This window comes from Leifsonia sp. 2TAF2, assembly GCF_052115085.1.
Lineage (GTDB): Bacteria > Actinomycetota > Actinomycetes > Actinomycetales > Microbacteriaceae > Leifsonia.
The window spans coordinates 1,754,862-1,771,633 of sequence record NZ_JBFRFY010000001.1 but is presented as its reverse complement, the minus strand read 5'-3'; the positions used below and the strand labels follow the sequence as shown (position 1 = coordinate 1,771,633).

The window sequence follows — 16,772 nt, the reverse complement described above, 5'->3', positions numbered from 1 at the left end:
CCACTTACCAGAATCCAGCTGAGTTGCGTCGTCGTGGCGTGCTCGACCGTTGTCGCTGCCTGCTGGGGGCAGCGCCGGCGTCAGGGGACACCGCGGCCGACGACCCGCTTGCGGCGGTGCAGCAGGCGACCCCGCAGACGGCCAACAATGCCGCACAGATTGCGACTCGTGCTACCGGCCAAGAGGCCATCGATGTAACGGTGGCGGGTGTTGACGTTGCTCTTCCCGTGCGGGCTGCGGACGGAATCACTCTCGGTGCGGAGTCGGACTCGATTTCGATCAGCCTCCCATTCGCGGTGTCCTCCGACCCCGCAACGGTAGAGAAGAGAGGGATCGTGTCCTACGACAACAACAACGGGTCGACTACTGTCCCGGTGGTCACGAACGATGGCGTAGTGCAGATCAACACCGTCATCACGCAGTCCTCCGGTCCGACTCGCTACGACTACGAGTTGAGCATCCCAGACGGCGGCGAGATCGTTGCGGCGAACTGCGGCTTCGTGGTCGTGGACGCGGACGGCGATCCGCTCGCAAACGTGGCTCCGCCATGGGCCAAGGACGCCGAAGGAAACCCGGTGCCCACGCGCTACGAGCTGAACGGGAACACGTTGACCCAGGTGGTCGACTTCGACGCGCACACGGCCTTCCCGGTAGTGGCGGATCCTGCGGTCACCTGGTTGTGGTGGGGTAGGACGATCAAGTACACCAAGAACGAGACGAAACAGATTGCCAGCTTTGCAAGTGACGGGGCCGCAGTGAGCTTTGCCTGCGCGATCGCCGGGCCGGCCGCGGGTTTGATGTGCGGAGCGGTCATCGCCATTGGACTTCGGATCGTCGCGACGGCCGCCCGCAACGCAAGTAAGGCGGGCCGCTGCATCCAGCTCAACATTCCACACGTGGGACCGGGGCTTATCTATGACGTCAAATGCTGACCGCGATTCGTTTTTCACGAGGGCGGTGCTCGATGTCCTAATCGCCGTGCTGATGGGCTGCGCGTTCGCCGGTGGACTACTCGCGCTCGGCTCGCCCCCACGTGTGGTGATCGCGGTCGGGCTTCTGGTTCCTCCGACGTACTACTTCGGACAATGGCTGCGACGTCGGAATCGTGACCACGGCCGTGGTTAGCGTAGGTCGCAGCGGCGGCATCAGCACCTTCGAAAGCCTGTATCGTGGTGAGCCGGTGGCCGACCCGGTGACGGATGCGGCCCCCAGCGTGCCCGCACCGGAGTGACCCGGGCCGGCGCACGATCGGGGCGGTAGCTCAGCTGGTCAGAGCAGGGAACTCATAATTCCTCGGTCACGGGTTCAAGTCCCGTCCGCCCTACGACTGCGTGATGAGCTGTACCCGTCGACGGTCGCTCACCGCCGTGCGCGGCGTCAGTGTAGATTCTGGCGTGTGAGCGACCCGCACCGGAAGTCACGACCCCGGGGTCGACTCATCGCCCGCGGACGAGCACCGGGACTTGCACGCCCAGGCGCGTGGCTGGCGCGTGTCACCATGCCTGCCCGGCCCCTGAGCACGTGGGAGATGGCCTGGCGGCTGACCGTGCGGTGGACAGCCACCATGGTCATGTCCGGGTTCCTCGGTTTCGCCATCTGGTCCGCCGTGGTGACGCCGTCGTCGAGGGACTGGTCCGCGCTGCTCGAACTCGGTGCCGGGTGGGCAGGCAGCGTCCTGCTGACCGTCGGCGTGACGATCGCCGTGCTGCGTTCGCCGCGCGCGCGGCGGCGCGGCTGAGGAGCACTCCCTCCAAATCCACGGCTTCCTCGACGGCGAATCGGTCAGCGACGGACTCTACTTCCTCCGGCGCATGTGGCGAACCACGGCTGCCGCGACAATGACCCCAGCGAGCATGGTTAGGATCGCCGGTGCGAGAGCCCACCCCGGTCCCTCGAGGGACACGTACATACCCCGCAGACCCGCCACAACCGCTTCAGTCACGGCGCGCCCCGAACTCGCGCTCCCGTCTTCCTCGTCGGTACTGCTGGAAGTAGCCGATGCTCTGTATCGCGAGGAGGAGTGCCAGCCCTATTGCGATCCATCCCGTCCAGGAGCCAAGCACAATCCCGCCGATGCCACCCACAGTGACGATCGTGGCGGATACAGCGCACACCCATCCGAACGCCTGCCAGTACTCGGGGCTGCGAGTCTTCGGGTCGGTCACGGGTCGCACTCTACTCGCGGGCCTCGACTAGACATCCGATAGTCCGACATGCGGAACTGGCGATCGTCGACAGAAACTTCCGTCAGATGAGTTCGGCCAGCCAATGGTAGTGCTCGAGTGCGCGGGCGGTGAGGTCGCCGGTGTCCTTGTAGTCGTCGACGTGGAGGCGGTAGAACTGCTGACGGCCCGGGACCGCTTCAATCTGCATCTCGAAGTTGCATTCGGCCTGGTTGGCGGCCCAGGTCGTTGTTCCCGGTCCGAGCTTCCCGCTGGCTATGACGGCGCCGGACTGATTCAGGACGGTGACACGGCGACCCTGCAAGGGGTTCCGGTCGTCGCAGCGGCTGCCTTCAGGGAACTGCTGCTTCGTTGCGTTGCCCAGTCCGAACGTGAACGTTCCGGCGACACTGAACGGCGTCGATCGGGTCGGCTCCCGAGTGTCAGGAGTGCCGACCGCTGGCAGAGTCGTGCAAGCGGTCAACGCCAACGCCACGCCGATGACAATTAGTGCGGCGAGGCGTCTCATAACTGGATCGTACTTAGGGCTGGCGTCTCTGCGGTGCCACCCGCTCAGTAGTGCTGTTCAGGACGCGTTCTTCACCTCTTCGTCCAGCTTCTCCTCGTCGACCGCGAGCTCGGCTCGGGTGACCCCGGTGGCGTGCGTGAGCTGCTGCTGGACCGTGTCGGCCTGCTCCGGAGACACGACGACGACGATCCCGGCGCTGCCCGCGTGCAGGGTCTCGCTGATCTTCTTCAGTTCCTTCGCCGACGACTTGTTGGAGATGTGACCGGCGAGGGCGCCGATCCCTCCACCCACGCCGGCTCCCGCGAGGAGTGCACCGCCGAGGGCGACCGCGGGGAAGAGTGCGACGACGACGCCGCCGGCGATTCCGACCGCGATGCCTTTGCGCCCGCCGTGGCTCTTCGCCTCGTTGTCGCGTTTCGGGATGGAGACGTTCCCCTCCTTGTCGCGCACGACGACGGCGGCGTCGAACGACTGCTTCCGTCCGTCGTCCTTGTAGTGCTCCTTGAGCGCGTCGAAGTCCGCCACGGCCTCGTCTTCGCTCGCATACTGCGCGGTAATCGCCACATAAGGCTTGTCGGCCATGTCGCCGCTCCAATCGGGTCTGCACGCGCGCGAAGTGCGGCTGCAGGCACACGGTAGGTCTCGATGGGGAGGCGGCGATAGTCAGCGCCCAGCGCGCGCGAAGTATTTCAATCCCCTAGCGATTCCGCTTCTCAGGGGTACCGTGATGCAGCATGAACACAACCGGATGGATCATCCTGATCGTCGTCGTCGTTGTCGTGATCGCAGTGATCGCCATCATCGCGACCGTCGGCCGCAACCGTAAGCGCGAGGCGGACCGCCGCCGCGCCGAAGAGATGCGGCAGTCGGCCGCGCAGACCGAACTGGACGCGCGGGACCGGGAAGCGAAGGCGGCACGCGCCGCGGCGGACGCCAAGCAGGCGGAGGTCGACGCCGAGCGGTTGCGGCGCGAGGCGGAGGAGCGTGAGTCCTCGGCGGCCAGCGCCCGCTCCGAGTCGGAAGAAGCGATGCGTCGGGCGGACCACGTCGACCCCGACGTCCGCACCGACAAGAACGGCAACCGCATCGATGACGGGACGCGCACGGACGCCGCGGCCCCGGCGGGCACGACGCCCGCGGGTACGGCCCGCACCGACGCAACCGCAGGCACCGTCCCCCCTCAGGATGCGACGGTCACCCCGGCGGACGACGACGCGAGCCGCCGCACCGCCCGCCACGAGGCACCTCGTTTCGATGACGGAACCGGCCGCACCACCCCCTGACCCGACCTCCACAGATCGCGTGAATCGCCGGGTCGGGCCCGACCCCGGCCCGGCGGTTCGCGCTTCTGCGCGCTAGCATCGACGCGGATCGGGGTGCACGGACGGAGGTCGGATGCCCGCCTTCGTCGTGATGCCGTACAGCGAGCTGGATGCGGTGACCGCTTCCCGGGTGACAGCCCGGCTGGATGCGGGCGATCGCGCGCGGCTGACGTCGCACGCAGCGAATGACGAGAGCATCCGGCGATTCCTCTCCGGCCGCCGGGCCTTGCTGGCCGCTGCGGAACGCCTGGGCGAGCACAGCGTCCAGATCGCCGCGCCCTGCGCCGACTGCGGCCTGTCCCACGGGCAGCCGACCGCCTCCGGGGCAGGTCGCCCGCTGTACCTCGCACTCGCCCATGCCGACGGGTTCGCGTTCGCGGTGGCCTCTCGCAGCCCCGTCGGCATCGACGCCGAACCGGCCCGCGCAGAGGCGGACCGTACAGAGGCGGACCGCACCGCCGCCATCGACGACCTCGCACCCGGCCATGGGCATCCGCTCCGGAGATGGACCGCGGTGGAGGCCGTGCTGAAGGCCGACGGACGCGGGCTGCGCGTGCCGCCGGACGCCGTCCACCTCGGTCGGTGGACGGCGTCGCTCGACGGCGTCCGCTACCGCCTGCGCACCTCCCGGGTGTCAGGCTGCGTGGTCACTGTCGCGACCGGTCAGCGCGTCAGCGACGGCAGCCGGGGCTGACGCAGCCAGGCGTCGAAGAATCCGCCGAGCGGCTCGGCGGAGAACCGCTGTGCGTGCGCCTCGAAGTCGGCGGAGGTGACGGTCCCGAAGCGGTGGTCCTGCGTCCACCCGCGCAGCAGGTCGAAGAAGGGCCCATCGCCCAGCCGCAGCCTCAACGCGTGGAGCAGGCAGGCGCCCCGCTTGTAGACCCGGTCGTCGAACATCGAGTCCGGGCCGGGGTCGCCGATCAGAAGGTCGGCGGGCGCAAGGCGGAGGCCGGCGTGATGCGCCCGTGCCTGCGCCGAGGCCGACAGTCCGCCCGACGCCTCCGACCATAACCACTCCGCGTAGCAGGCGAAGCCCTCGTTCAGCCAGATGTCCCGCCAAGAGGCGAGGCCAACGCTGTTGCCGAACCACTGGTGGGCCAGTTCGTGCGCGATCAGGCGCTCCGAGCCGCCGTGGCCGTCGGCGTGCGATGAGCCGAACGTCGCCATCGCCTGCGCCTCCAAGGGGATCTCCAGCGGATCCTCCGTCACCACGACCGTGTAGGAGGGGAAGGGATAGGGCCCGAACAGCTCCTGGAAGGTCTCCAGCATCCGCCCGACTGGCTCGAAGTCGTGCAGCACCCGGCGGGCGAGGGCCGGCGGGTACGCCACCACCCACTCCACTCCGGCGGTCCGCCGCGGCTCGAGCGTGTACCGGCCGATCTGCACCGCCGCGAGGTAGCTTGCCGTGGGCTCCGGGCGATCGAACGTCCAGGTGCCGCGTCCGCCGCTCACACTGTGGCCGGTCGGCTCACCGGTCGCCAGTACCGTGTAGGCCTGCTCGGTGGTGACCCGGATGCCGTAGGCGGCGCGGTCGGAAGGCCGGTCGTTGCAGGGGAACCAGGTCGGCGCCCCCGAGGGTTGCGCTGCGACGATCACTCCGTCGGTCAGCTCCTCCCAGCCGAGGGCGCCCCAGCGGGTGCGGCGCGGCACGGGCGACCCGTCGTACGCGACTTCGACGGTGAACTCCATGCCGGCCGGGATGGGCGCAGCGGGCGCGATCCGCAGGTGCGTCGGCGTCTGGCTGAAGCGGACGCGTTTGTTGCCGTCCACTCGGACCCGCTTGGCCTTCAGGTGCACGAGGTCGAGCATGATCGCCGACAGTGCGACGTTCGCGCGCGCACGGATGATCGCCGTCGCATCCAGCCGGTTGGTCGCCACCCGGTAGTTCAGGTCCAGGTCGTACCGGAGGACGGAGTAGTCGGTGGTGCCGGAGCGCGGCAGGTAGGCGTGTGGGGCGTCGCTCATCCGCCGGACCGCGCCCGGTACTCGCGCACCACGACCTCGCGCCACGGCCCGATCGGGTTGCCGCTCCAGCGGCTTCTCGCCGGAACCGTCTCGCCGCGCATCACGAGGGACGCGGGCCCGACGGTCGCGTCGGAGCCGATATCGGCGGCGGGCAGGATGACGCTGTGCGGCCCGAGGGTGCCGCCCCGCTCGATGGTGACCTGGTCCATGCTCATGATTCGATCATGGAACAGGTGCGTCTGCACAACGCAGCCCCGATTGACGGTGGATGCGTCCCCGAGCGTCACGAGGTCGGCCTCGGGCAGCCAGTAGCTGTCGATCCACACCCCGGACCCGATCCGCGCCCCGAGGCTGCGCAGCCACCACACCAGCGCCGGGGTTCCGGTCGCCGCCCAGGCGAACCAGGGCGCGGCGACCATCTCGGTGAAGGTGTCCGACACTTCGCTCCGCCAGATGAAGGACGACCAGAGCGGATGCTCGCCCGGCTTCAGCCTCCCGAGCAGGATCCACTTGGCCGCTGTGCTGATGCCCGCGGCGACCGCCCCGGTCACGATGAGCACCGGTCCGCTGAGCACGACAGCCCAGACCGGACCCCACGCGGTGTCGATCGCGCCGAGCGCGATCACGACGCCGAAGCCGATGCCGCAGGTCACGATGACCGGTACGAACCGCAGCAGCTCCCAGGCGGTGCGGGCCACGCGAAGCGCGGTCGGCGGCTCGAACGTGCGTGTGAGGTCGCCCTCCTGCGCCCGCCGCCGCAGCCGGACCGGAGGGGAACCGAGCCACGAGGAACCCGGTTTGGCCTTCCTCGGCGCGGAGGACAGCACCGCGACGAGCCCGTCCCTGGGCACGCGGTTGCCGCCGAAGGCCATGCCCGAGTTGCCGAGGAAAGCCCGCGCACCGATGTCGACGGCCGCGATGCGCACGTAGCCGCCGCCGAGCTCGTAGGAGGCGACGAGGGTGTCATCGGCGAGGAAGGCGCCATCGCGGATCCGGGTCATGCGGGGGAGGAGCAGCACGGTGGAGGCCTCGACGTCCGTGCCCACCCGCGCGCCGAGCATCCGCAGCCAGACCGGCGTGAACAGGCTGGAGTACAGCGGGAACAGCACCGTGCGGGACAGGTCGAGCAGTCGTTCGGTCGACCAGGCCTGCCAGCCGGCTCGGCTGCGCACCGGGTGGACGCCCTCGCGCATCCCGATGCCGAGCAGGCGTACCAGGCCGACGATCAGTCCGGCGAGCACCAGGCCCGCCGCCAGTGTTCCCGGAACCAGGCCCGCGGCCGCCCGGGCGACGACGTCTCCCCAGGTGGATGCGCCACGCACGAACGCCGCGACGACCGCCGCCGCCGCGGCCAGGGCGATCACCGGAACGAGGGAGACGACGGTCGAGGCCAGCGCGTAGGCGGGGACCCATCGCGTCCGTCGCTCCGGGCGTGCCTCCGGCCACCATTCGCGGGCACGCCCCACGCGGACGGCCGGGGAACCGGACCAGTGCTGGCCGGCCGGAATCCGGCCGAACACCGCAGAACCTGGGGCGACCGTGGCGTTGCGGCCGATCTTCGTGCCCGGCATCAGCGAGCTTCGGGCGCCCACCGCACTGCCGGCGCCGATCCGGATCTCGCCGATCCGCAGCACATCCCCGTCGATCCAGTACCCGGCGAGGTCCACCTCCGGTTCGATGGAGGCGCCGGCGCCGATGCGCAGCATCCCGGTCACCGGCGGGAGGGTGTGCAGGTCGACACCGCGGTCGATGGTCGCGCCTAGCGCACGGGCGTAGTAGAGGATCCAGGGAGCTCCGGCGAGGCTCGCCGCCCCGATCTGGTGCGCGACCTGCTCGGCCAGCCACAGCCGCAGGTGCACGCCTCCACCGCGCGGATGGTCGCCCGCCTTCACACCGGTGAGCAGGAGGCGCGCGGCCACCACCGAGATCGCCATGCGGCCCCAGGGCGTCACGAAGACGAGGAGGCCGACGACCAGCCATACGAGGTCGACGGCGGGAAGCACATCGAAGCCGCCGAACGGACGGAGCAGCGCGGACGCGGTCAGCAGGTAAAGCAGCCAGCGGATCCCGCCCAGGATGAACAGCGGGACGCCGAGCACGGTCTGCAGCGCACGCATTCGCAGCGGTGTCGGCGGCACGACATGCGTGGAGGCGGCGGACGACGACGGAGAGCTCTCGGCGAGCGCCTGCGCCATCGCTCCGAACCGAGGCGTCGCATACACATCGGCGACGGTGACATCGGGATGCCGCCGGCGGATCAGCGACACGAGCTGGGCGGCCGCGAGCGACCCTCCACCCAGGTCGAAGAAGTTGTCGTCGGGGCCGGAGACCCGTAGACCCAGGACGCTGTGCCAGTCGGCAGCGAGCGCTTCGGCAACCGGGTCGTCCCCGCCCGCCGTGTCAGCCCCGGCGTCATCCAGCGGCCAGGGGAGCGCGGCCCTGTCGACCTTGCCGGAGGTGCGCACCGGGAGCTCATCGACGACCGCGAGCAACGGGACCAGCGCTGCGGGCAGCGTCTCGCGCAGGTGCTCGACGGCCGCCCGGCGATCGAACGCAGTGGCGTCCGGGACGGCGAGATAGCCGACCAGAACGTCGTTGCCCGCCGCGGACTTGCGCACCGCGGCCGCTGCGCCCGAGACGCCCGGGACCTGCTGGAGGGCCGCTTCGACCTCGCCCAGCTCGATCCGGCGCCCGCCCAGCTTCACCTGGTCGTCCGCACGGCCCAGATAGAACAGGCCCGCCGGGTCGAACCGCACCAGGTCGCCGCTGCGGTAGGCACGCTCCCAACCCAGGGCCGGCATCGGGGCGTATTTCTCGGCGTCCTTCGCCGGGTCGAGGTACCGCGCCAGCCCGACGCCTCCGATCACCAGCTCGCCGCCCTCGCCGTCGGCGACCGGGTGACCCGCCGCATCCACCACCGCGAGGTCCCAGCCGTCGAGCGGAAGCCCGATCCGCACCGGCTCGCCGGTGATGAGCGGCGCGGCGCAGGCCACGACCGTCGCCTCGGTCGGACCGTACGTGTTCCAGACCTCGCGGCCGGGCACCGCCAGGCGGCTCACGAGTTCCGGCGGGCACGCCTCCCCGCCGAAGATGAGCAGCCGGACGCTGTCCAGCGCATCCACGGGCCAGAGGGCCGCCAGCGTGGGCACAGTCGAGACGACGGTGATGCGGCGCGCGGACAGCCACGGGCCGAGGTCCATGCCCGTGCGGACCAGCGACCGCGGGGCGGGGACCAGGCACGCGCCGTGCGCCCACGCCAGCCACATCTCCTCGCAGGAGGCGTCGAACGCGACCGACAGGCCCGCCAGCACCCGATCCTGCGGCCCGATCGGCTCCTCCTGCAGGAACAGTCGCGACTCGGCGTCCACGAAGGCTGCGGCGGAGCGGTGCCGCACGGCCACGCCCTTTGGCGTCCCGGTCGACCCGGAGGTGAAGATGATCCACGCGTCGTCCTCCGGCGTGGGCGCCGTGCTCACCGGAATGGCGGACGTGCTGGGATGCGGTGCTCCGCCGTCGAAGACCGGGCGGGCGGCATCCTCACCCCGCAGCAGGAGTCCCTCGTCGGTCATCACCGCGCGCACGGCGGCCTCGCCGAAGACCAGCTCGGCTCGCTCCTCCGGATCGTCCGCGTCGACGGGCACGTAGGCGGCGCCGGCGGCGAGCACGCTCAGGATGGCGAGGTACAGGTCGCGCGTGCCGGAGCTCATCCGCACGCCGACCCGGTCGCCACGACGCACGCCGGCGTCGCGTAGCCGCGCGGCCCCGGCGGAGACGCGCGCGAGCAGCTCGCGGTAGCTGAGAGCGCCTGCGGCATCCTCTAGAGCGGAGGCGTCCGGGAAGCGCCGCGCGGTCTCCGTCAGGATGTCGAACAGCGTGCGGGCGGGAGGGGCGCTCTCGGCGCGCAGCAGCACTCCCGGCGCAGGGGTCACGGAAGCATCGGGCACGGCCGCACGCTACGGGTGGCGGGTTAAGCGGGGGTGAACGGCGGGTGCGCCCGCACGCTCATCCCTCGCCGAGGGCGTGCAGCAGTTGCGCCTTGTTCATCCGCGAATAGCCCTGGATTCCGCGCGACTTCGCCCGGTCGCGCAACTCGCGGAACGTCGGGATGCCGGTGCTCGCCGCGGGGGCCGCCACGTGCTCGGCGATCTGCTTCGCCGAGGTGCGGGCCTCAGCGGCGGTCTTCTTCGCCCGCCGGATCGCCTTCTGCGCGTCCTTCGCGGCCACCTGGAGGCGGTCCGCGAGATCCTCGGCCTGCCGTCGGGTCTTCTTGTCGAGCTTCTTCACGGCATGCTCAGCCTCGCCGACCGCGACCCTCGCCGCATCCAGCGCGCTCTCCGCTGCCTTCTCCGCCTTGCTCTTGGCCACAGTGCCTCCTTCGGGTTCGGCCCCCTGGATGGGGCTTACCCTACGGCTCGCAGCGCCTGTGCGCGCTAGTGGATTTCCGCGTCCTGCTCCAGGCGGGCGAGGAGCGCATCCAGAATGGGCCGCTGCGCCTTCGTCAGCTTCACGCGCGCCTCGTCGACGGTGAACCAGCGGGCGTCGTCGATCTCCGGGAACTCCTGCATCCGGCCGGAGCGTGGTGGCCACTCGAGCTCGAAGGTGTTGCTCTCGACGGTGCCGGGATCGAACTCGCTCTCGGCCGCGAAGACGACGATGGTCTTACCCGACCCGCGGAACTCGCCCAGCGGCACGTAGTCGGCATCCGGTGCGGGCGTCCCGATCTCCTCCGCGAACTCCCGACGGGCGGCGGAGAGCTCGTCGCCCAGGTCGTCCGACTCGACGATGCCCTTCGGGAAGGACCAGGCCGCCTCGTCCTTGCGCGCCCAGAACGGGCCGCCCATGTGCCCGATCCACACCTCCACTCCAGCGCGGCGGCGGTACAGGAGGAGGGCGGCGCTGCGGACGGTCATGCCGCCCAGCCTGCCACCTCGCGTCGCCGTGTGACACCGCGTCGCCGTGTGACACCGCGTCTGCTGGGCACGGCGACGGCGACTAACGTGGAGACGTGGATTCGGGAGACGCGTGGGTGGAAGGGCCGGAGGGCCAGCGGTTCTGGGGCCGGTTCGGTGCCGCGGGTCTGCTCGTGCACGACCTCCGGCGCGGCGTGCTGCTGCAGCACCGGGCCGACTGGAGCCACTTCGGCGGCACCTGGGGCCTCCCGGGCGGCGCCCGTCACGCCGACGAGAGCGCCGTGCAGGGAGCGCTGCGTGAGGCTGCGGAGGAGGCGGCCGTGCCTCCCGACGCCGTCCAGGTGCTGTTCGAAAGCGTTCTCGACCTCGGATTCTGGTCGTACACGACCGTCGTCGCGCAGGCGGTCCGGCCGTTCGAGCCGCACATGGCGGACGTCGAGAGCATCGAGCTGCGCTGGGTGCCCATCCACGAGGTCACCGACCTGCCGCTGCACCCCGGCTTCGCGGCCTCCTGGCCGCAGCTCCGCTCCCGCCTCACCGCCCTCTCCGACTGACGCGGCCGCCCCTCCCTCTCCTCCCGTCGGCCTCTGCGCCCGCCCCAAGCCATCCGCTCCTGAGTTTTTCGCCCGACACGCGGTCGCACAGGCGAAAAACTCAGGAGCGGATGGCGTGGATGTGCGGCAGAGAGGTGTCGGGGGTGGGCGCGAGAATGGGAGGGTGCACATCCTCCTCGAGCGCGCCGAGCGCGGCGTCGTCCGCGCCACGCGGCTGGGGGCAGGCGGCGCGGGCGACAGCGAGCGCGCCGAGACCATCGCGGCGGACGACCTCGCTGCGTTCGTCCGCAGCGAAGAAGCGGCGGCCGACCGGCCCCGCTGGGTGTGGGATGACACGCGCGCCTGGTATCCGCCGCTTCTGGCCCAGGGCGTGCGCGTCGAGCGCTGCGTCGACCTCCGGCTCAGCCACGCCATTCTGCGCAACTCCACGCTGACCGCCGCAAGCGCCCTGGCGCGCGCTGAGCCCGGGCCGTGGGATGTCGCCGCCGAGCCGGAGCTGGAGGCTCCGGCCGCCCATACCGCCCACACCGCGCTCTTCGACCTCGACGACGCCGCGCGTACCGCTGCGACCGTTCGACCGTCGTCGCGCGCCGAGTTCGCCGCCCAGGAGGATGCGGTCGCCACCAGCACCGACCCGCGTCGCCTCCGGCTGCTCCTCGCGGCGGAGTCGGCGGGCGCGCTCATCGGCGTGGAGCTGCAGCATGCGGGACTCCCGTACCGCGCCGACCGTCACGACGAACTCCTCACCGACCTTCTCGGCCCCCGACCCTCGTACGGGCGGCCGGCGGTGCTGGATGCGCTGGCGCGCGAGATCCGCGACGAGTTGGATGCTCCCGAGCTGAACCCCGACAGCCCGCCCGATCTGCTCAAGGCGCTGCAGCGCGCGGGCGTCATGGCGACATCCACTCGCTCGTGGGAACTGAAGAAGCTCGAGCATCCCGTCATCGACCCGCTCCTGCGCTACAAGAAGCTCGCCCGGCTGCTGACCGCGAACGGCTGGACCTGGCTCGACACGTGGGTGCACGACGGTCGTTTCCGGCCCGATTACGTGCCCGGCGGCGTCGTGACCGGCCGCTGGGCCACCCGGGGCGGGGGCGCGCTACAGCTGCCAAGGCAGGTGCGCGGTGCGGTCGTCGCCGATCCCGGCTGGAAGCTCGTCGTCGCCGACGCGGCGCAGCTGGAGCCTCGCGTGCTGACCGGGCTCGCCGGCGACCAGGCGATGGCAGCCGCGGGTCGGGGCAAAGACCTGTATGAGGGCATCGTCGCGTCCGGAGCCGTCGAGCAGCGCGCGCAGGCGAAGGTGGCCATGCTGGGCGCCATGTACGGCGCGACGACAGGGGAGAGCGGACGGCTCATGCCCCGGCTGACCCGCGCCTTCCCGCGCGCCGTCCGGCTCGTGGAGGAGGCCGCGCGGGCGGGGGAGCGCGGCGAGAAGGTGACGTCGCGCCTCGGCCGGAGCTCGCCGCTGCCCGGCCGGTCGTGGGCCGTGGCCCAGTCGGCCGCCTCCGCTGCCGATTCGACCGACGCCGACGAGCGCCGCGCGCGCGGCCAGGCACGCGACTGGGGCCGGTTCACCCGCAACTTCGTCGTGCAGGCGAGCGCGGCGGAGTGGGCGCTGTGCTGGATGGCCGAACTGCGCAATCGGCTCACCGCGCTCACGCCCGATGCGCCCCTGACCGCCGCGCCGCACCTGGTGTACTTCCTGCACGACGAGGTGATCGTCCACACGCCCGAGGCTCTGGCCGAGCCGGTCGCCGCGGCTGTCCGCGCCTCGGCGGAACAGGCCGGGAGGCTGCTCTTCGGGGACTTCCCGGTGGAGTTCCCGGTCACCACCGCCATCGTCGACACCTACGCGGAGGCGAAATGACCGCCCGCGCGGAATGCCCGAGTGTCGGAGTTGGTTGTCACCACAGACCTGGCCGAGGATGGAGATCATGACCGACACCGCCACGCAGAGCAACGAAGCCCCCAGAACCGACCCGAATTCGGTTCTCGCACGGTACCGCGCACGCCGCGAACAGGCGGTCACGGCTCCCCAGGGCAACCTGGCCCTCGTGAACACCCAGTGGATCACGGGCGAGCCCGACTCCGAGCAGCCCGTGTGGGGCGTCCCCGGCCTGTGGTCGCCGCTGCCGAAGGGCGAGTCCGGCCTGAAGGTCACCGCGCAGGCGACCGACAATATCTACGTGGATGAGGTCCTCGTCGACGGTTCGGCGATCGTTCGCGGCAAGGACGACCCGAACCCGGGCGCCATCCGCTTCAGCGACACCCAGACCGGTTTCGTCATCGCCAGCGAGGAGGGCGACTACGCCCTGCGGGTGTGGGATGCGCAGTCCGAGGCGATCCAGGAGTTCGGCTCCATCGACGCCTTCCCGTTCAACCCCGAGTGGATCATCACGGCCACCTTCAGCCCGATCGAGGGCGGGAAGACGGTCGGCTTCGAGCACCTGAAGGACGACGGCGCCACTCGCGACATGGTGATCCCGGGCGAGATCACCTTCAACAAAGACGGCGTCGACTACAACCTGGCCGCCTTCAAGGCGGGCCGCGCCCTCCAGCTCGTCTTCTCGGACACCACCAACGGCGACAGCACCTACTCGGTCGGGCGCTTCCTCTTCGTCGTTCCGAACGAGGACGGCACGGTCACCCTCGACTTCAACCTCGCGGTGCTGCCGCCGTGCGCATTCAGCTACAACTTCAACTGCCCGCTCCCGCCGGCGCAGAACCGGTTCGCGGTGCCGATCGAGGCCGGCGAGAAGAACGTCCTGAACAAGCAGGGCGAGCTGCTCCACTAGTCCGTCGCGGACGCTTCCTGACCGACGGGCGGGACGGTTTCGGTCGTCTCCGCTGCCGGCCGACGCCCGCGTCGCGGACGCTCGGGGGAGCGCGGCTGCACCAGTGCGCCGGGATGCGCTCTCAGGGTCGCGGCCACCTCATCCAGCCACTCGATGGCCGCTTTCGCGCCTAATTCCGCCGCTCGGTTTGCCGCGAGGAGCGCCCGCGAGTCGGCCTCATGGCTGAGGTACCGGATCTTCTCGGCGAAGGCGGCGCGGTAGTCGTCGACGATCGCGAGGGCGTCGGCTCCGTCGAGGGAGGCGGCGATCAGTACCTGATCCTGCATCTCGTCCCAGTCGGGCCGCGCGTCCGACGGCCCGCTCCGGAGCCACACCGCCGCGGCTTCGCGGCCGGCTGGCGTCAGTTCGTACAGCGGGAGGCCGTCATCGGTCGCGCCGGCGGAGGCGACGAGTCCCTGGTCGGTCATCCGGTCGAGGGTCGAGTACACCTGCCCAGGGTTCAACTGCCGTCGATGCGCAGCGCGGCACAGGAACTCGCTCTGCAGCTGCGACCCGTACGCCGCTCCCTGCGTCAGCAGGGCCAGGAAACCGTTCTGCACCGACATACTCGGTATGCTATTGCGCCGAACGTTCGCAGGACGAGCGAATCGCCGAATCACAATCTTGTAACTACCCGCGGTTCTCGGGCATAATCGTGGCAACGCGCGCGAGCGCCTGCACAATTGCATACGCCGAACCAATCCATCCGTTCCTGGTCGTAGGGGAAGACGCACCAACGAACGGAGGAGAACCATGTCGGCACAGACAGCTCGAGGGGTGCTCTACGTGCACTCCTCACCTGGCGCGCTCTGCCCTCACATCGAGTGGGCTGCAGGACGCGCGCTCGGTCGCGCCGTCAACTTCACGTGGGAGACCCAGCCCGTGCTCAAGGGCTCGCAGCGCACGGAGTTCTTCTGGGATGGCCCCCAGGGCACCGGCGCGCGCCTCGCCTCCGCCCTGCGCGGCTGGGAGCACCTGCGATACGAGGTCACCGAGGATGCCGGTCACGGCACCGACGGCGGCCGGTGGATGCACACTCCCGACCTCGGCATCTTCTTCGCCCAGGTGGACACGGCCGGCAACATGGTGATCCCGGAGGACCGCATCCGCTACGCCATGGAGATCGCAGGCTCGAACACCCTTGAGCTGCACCGCGAGCTGCGGCTCGCGCTCGGGCAGGCGTGGGACGACGAGCTGGAGCGGCCCCGGTCGATTCGACCGGGGCCTTCTCTACGGGAGCGTTAGTCTCCGTAGCTGCGGAAGGCGGCGACGGCGTTGTGGCCGCCGAAGCCGAACGAGTTGCTGATGACCAGCTGCGAGCCCGCGCCGAGCGGCTGCGGCTCACCGACGACCTTCAGCGGGATGGCCGGGTCCATCTCCGTGATGTTGATTGTCGGCGGCGCCTTGCGGTCGCGGATCGCCAGGATCGAGAACACCGCCTCCAGGGCGCCGGTACCACCGAGAAGGTGGCCGGTCGACGCCTTCGTGGCAGACACGGGGATGTCGTGCACGCGCTCCCCGAACACCTCGCGCAGGGCGACGTACTCGGACGGGTCGCCGACCGGCGTGCTCGTCGCGTGCGCGTTGATGTGGGTGACGTCGTCCGGAACCGCACCGGCGCGCTCCAGCGCGATGTGCACCGCGCGGCTCGCGCCACGGCCTTCGGGGTCGTTGGCGGTGATGTGGTACGAGTCGGCGGTCACTCCGCCGCCGGCGAGCTCGGCGTAGATGCGCGCGCCGCGGGCGAGCGCGTGCTCTTCGGTCTCGAGCACGAGGCTGGCTGCGCCTTCGCCCATGACGAAGCCGTCACGGTCGACGCTGTAGGGCCGCGACGCGGTCTCGGGGGAGTCGTTGCGGCGCGAGAGCGCCTGCATGGAGGAGAACGAGGCCACTGTGATGGGGTGGATGGCCGACTCGGTGCCGCCGGCGATGACCACGTCGGCGAGGCCGGCCTGCAGGTGCTCGTACGCGTTGACGATTGACTCGGTGCTGGAGGCGCACGCGGAGGCGACCGTACGGGCGAAGGCCCGCGCCTCGAAGTGCATCGATACCGCGGCGGAGGCGGCGTTCGGCATCAGCATCGGCACGGTCATGGGAAGCACACGCCGGGGCCCGCGCTCGCGCAGGGTGTCCCAGGCGTCGAGCAGCGTCCACACGCCACCGATGCCGGTCGCGTAGTCGACGCCGAGGCGCTCGGGGGCGACCTCGGGGCGTCCGGCGTCCTCCCATGCCTCCATGGCGGAGATGAGGGCGAACTGGCTGGACGGGTCGAGCCGCTTGGCGACGGGACGCTCCAGCACTTCCTCCGGGCGCACCTTCGCCTCGGCGGCGAACGTGACAGGCAGCTCGTACTTGGCGACCCAGTCGTGCTCGAGGGCGCGGGCGCCGGACGTACCGGCGAGCAGCCCTGCCCAGCTGTCGGGGGCGGTGCCACCGAGGGGCGAGGACGCACCCATACCGGTGACGACGATCTTTTTGGTCATAACGGCAACTCTC

At 70.5% G+C, this 16,772-nt stretch carries 17 protein-coding genes and 1 tRNA gene; 9 read left to right on the top strand and 9 right to left on the bottom strand.

Annotated elements, in window-relative coordinates:
- Positions 1-38: 38 nt before the first annotated feature.
- The 3 genes from AB4Z18_RS08580 (at position 39) to AB4Z18_RS08570 (ending at position 1,738) form a co-directional block, all read left to right on the top strand.
- On the top strand, positions 39-932 hold the full coding sequence (locus AB4Z18_RS08580) for a hypothetical protein (protein ID WP_441782261.1): 894 nt from the start codon (positions 39-41) through the stop codon (positions 930-932).
- A 318-nt stretch (positions 933-1,250) separates the two neighbouring features.
- Positions 1,251-1,324: transfer RNA gene (locus AB4Z18_RS08575), tRNA-Ile, on the top strand.
- Positions 1,325-1,498: 174 nt separating this feature from the next.
- Positions 1,499-1,738, top strand: coding sequence for a hypothetical protein (locus AB4Z18_RS08570; RefSeq protein ID WP_441782260.1), 240 nt, complete (start codon positions 1,499-1,501; stop codon positions 1,736-1,738).
- A 196-nt stretch (positions 1,739-1,934) separates the two neighbouring features.
- Here AB4Z18_RS08570 and AB4Z18_RS08565 read toward each other — a convergent pair whose 3' ends face one another.
- The 3 genes from AB4Z18_RS08565 to AB4Z18_RS08555 form a co-directional block, all read right to left on the bottom strand.
- Positions 1,935-2,165: a hypothetical protein gene (locus AB4Z18_RS08565; RefSeq protein ID WP_441782259.1), complete on the bottom strand. Its 231-nt coding sequence runs from the start codon at positions 2,163-2,165 to the stop codon at positions 1,935-1,937.
- An 82-nt stretch (positions 2,166-2,247) separates the two neighbouring features.
- A complete protein-coding gene (locus tag AB4Z18_RS08560) occupies positions 2,248-2,691 on the bottom strand; it encodes a hypothetical protein (RefSeq protein WP_441782258.1) in 444 nt (147 codons plus the stop codon).
- Positions 2,692-2,748: 57 nt separating this feature from the next.
- Positions 2,749-3,273 (bottom strand): DUF1269 domain-containing protein, encoded by a 525-nt coding sequence (locus tag AB4Z18_RS08555; RefSeq protein WP_441782257.1) that lies wholly within the window; start codon positions 3,271-3,273, stop codon positions 2,749-2,751.
- Between the two features lie 152 nt (positions 3,274-3,425).
- Here AB4Z18_RS08555 and AB4Z18_RS08550 point away from each other — a divergent pair, with 152 nt between their 5' ends.
- Positions 3,426-3,974: a hypothetical protein gene (locus AB4Z18_RS08550; protein ID WP_441782256.1), complete on the top strand. Its 549-nt coding sequence runs from the start codon at positions 3,426-3,428 to the stop codon at positions 3,972-3,974.
- Between the two features lie 112 nt (positions 3,975-4,086).
- On the top strand, positions 4,087-4,707 hold the full coding sequence (locus AB4Z18_RS08545; RefSeq protein ID WP_441782255.1) for a 4'-phosphopantetheinyl transferase family protein: 621 nt from the start codon (positions 4,087-4,089) through the stop codon (positions 4,705-4,707).
- On the opposite strand, the gene AB4Z18_RS08540 is transcribed toward AB4Z18_RS08545, so the two are convergent.
- From AB4Z18_RS08540 to AB4Z18_RS08525, 4 genes are all read right to left on the bottom strand, one after another.
- Positions 4,677-5,978, bottom strand: a complete 1,302-nt coding sequence (locus AB4Z18_RS08540) for a M1 family metallopeptidase (protein WP_441782254.1) — start codon at positions 5,976-5,978, stop codon at positions 4,677-4,679. The genes AB4Z18_RS08545 and AB4Z18_RS08540 overlap by 31 nt on opposite strands.
- Positions 5,975-9,922 (bottom strand): Pls/PosA family non-ribosomal peptide synthetase, encoded by a 3,948-nt coding sequence (locus tag AB4Z18_RS08535; protein ID WP_441782253.1) that lies wholly within the window; start codon positions 9,920-9,922, stop codon positions 5,975-5,977. The genes AB4Z18_RS08540 and AB4Z18_RS08535 overlap by 4 nt, the downstream gene beginning before the upstream one ends.
- 58 nt (positions 9,923-9,980) lie before the next feature.
- A complete protein-coding gene (locus tag AB4Z18_RS08530) occupies positions 9,981-10,343 on the bottom strand; it encodes a hypothetical protein (protein WP_441782252.1) in 363 nt (120 codons plus the stop codon).
- A gap of 65 nt (positions 10,344-10,408) precedes the next feature.
- On the bottom strand, positions 10,409-10,888 hold the full coding sequence (locus tag AB4Z18_RS08525; RefSeq protein ID WP_441782251.1) for an NUDIX domain-containing protein: 480 nt from the start codon (positions 10,886-10,888) through the stop codon (positions 10,409-10,411).
- 95 nt (positions 10,889-10,983) lie between these two features.
- On the opposite strand from AB4Z18_RS08525, the gene AB4Z18_RS08520 reads away from it, so the two are divergent.
- The 3 genes from AB4Z18_RS08520 to AB4Z18_RS08510 all read left to right on the top strand — a co-directional run bounded on the left by AB4Z18_RS08520 (position 10,984) and on the right by AB4Z18_RS08510 (position 14,237).
- Positions 10,984-11,442, top strand: a complete 459-nt coding sequence (locus AB4Z18_RS08520) for an NUDIX domain-containing protein (RefSeq protein ID WP_441782250.1) — start codon at positions 10,984-10,986, stop codon at positions 11,440-11,442.
- Between the two features lie 163 nt (positions 11,443-11,605).
- Positions 11,606-13,309 (top strand): bifunctional 3'-5' exonuclease/DNA polymerase, encoded by a 1,704-nt coding sequence (locus AB4Z18_RS08515; protein WP_441782249.1) that lies wholly within the window; start codon positions 11,606-11,608, stop codon positions 13,307-13,309.
- A 67-nt stretch (positions 13,310-13,376) separates the two neighbouring features.
- Positions 13,377-14,237: a DUF1684 domain-containing protein gene (locus AB4Z18_RS08510; RefSeq protein WP_441782248.1), complete on the top strand. Its 861-nt coding sequence runs from the start codon at positions 13,377-13,379 to the stop codon at positions 14,235-14,237.
- Here AB4Z18_RS08510 and AB4Z18_RS08505 read toward each other — a convergent pair.
- Positions 14,234-14,842, bottom strand: coding sequence for a PadR family transcriptional regulator (locus tag AB4Z18_RS08505; RefSeq protein WP_441782247.1), 609 nt, complete (start codon positions 14,840-14,842; stop codon positions 14,234-14,236). The genes AB4Z18_RS08510 and AB4Z18_RS08505 overlap by 4 nt on opposite strands.
- A gap of 187 nt (positions 14,843-15,029) precedes the next feature.
- On the opposite strand from AB4Z18_RS08505, the gene AB4Z18_RS08500 reads away from it, so the two are divergent.
- Positions 15,030-15,521: a DUF3145 domain-containing protein gene (locus AB4Z18_RS08500; RefSeq protein ID WP_441782246.1), complete on the top strand. Its 492-nt coding sequence runs from the start codon at positions 15,030-15,032 to the stop codon at positions 15,519-15,521.
- Here AB4Z18_RS08500 and AB4Z18_RS08495 read toward each other — a convergent pair.
- On the bottom strand, positions 15,518-16,759 hold the full coding sequence (locus tag AB4Z18_RS08495) for a beta-ketoacyl-[acyl-carrier-protein] synthase family protein (RefSeq protein ID WP_441782245.1): 1,242 nt from the start codon (positions 16,757-16,759) through the stop codon (positions 15,518-15,520). The two genes, AB4Z18_RS08500 and AB4Z18_RS08495, sit on opposite strands and share 4 nt — an antisense overlap.
- Positions 16,760-16,772: the final 13 nt, after the last annotated feature.

Coding starts and splice junctions, on each gene's coding strand:
- AB4Z18_RS08500 (WP_441782246.1), top strand. CDS start 15,030: ATGTCGGCACAGACAGCTCGAGGGGTGCTCTACGTGCACTCCTCACCT.
- AB4Z18_RS08510 (WP_441782248.1), top strand. CDS start 13,377: ATGACCGACACCGCCACGCAGAGCAACGAAGCCCCCAGAACCGACCCG.
- AB4Z18_RS08495 (WP_441782245.1), bottom strand. CDS start 16,759: ATGACCAAAAAGATCGTCGTCACCGGTATGGGTGCGTCCTCGCCCCTC.
- AB4Z18_RS08540 (WP_441782254.1), bottom strand. CDS start 5,978: ATGAGCGACGCCCCACACGCCTACCTGCCGCGCTCCGGCACCACCGAC.
- AB4Z18_RS08555 (WP_441782257.1), bottom strand. CDS start 3,273: ATGGCCGACAAGCCTTATGTGGCGATTACCGCGCAGTATGCGAGCGAA.
- AB4Z18_RS08505 (WP_441782247.1), bottom strand. CDS start 14,842: ATGTCGGTGCAGAACGGTTTCCTGGCCCTGCTGACGCAGGGAGCGGCG.
- AB4Z18_RS08550 (WP_441782256.1), top strand. CDS start 3,426: ATGAACACAACCGGATGGATCATCCTGATCGTCGTCGTCGTTGTCGTG.
- AB4Z18_RS08545 (WP_441782255.1), top strand. CDS start 4,087: ATGCCCGCCTTCGTCGTGATGCCGTACAGCGAGCTGGATGCGGTGACC.
- AB4Z18_RS08560 (WP_441782258.1), bottom strand. CDS start 2,691: ATGAGACGCCTCGCCGCACTAATTGTCATCGGCGTGGCGTTGGCGTTG.
- AB4Z18_RS08525 (WP_441782251.1), bottom strand. CDS start 10,888: ATGACCGTCCGCAGCGCCGCCCTCCTCCTGTACCGCCGCCGCGCTGGA.
- AB4Z18_RS08570 (WP_441782260.1), top strand. CDS start 1,499: ATGCCTGCCCGGCCCCTGAGCACGTGGGAGATGGCCTGGCGGCTGACC.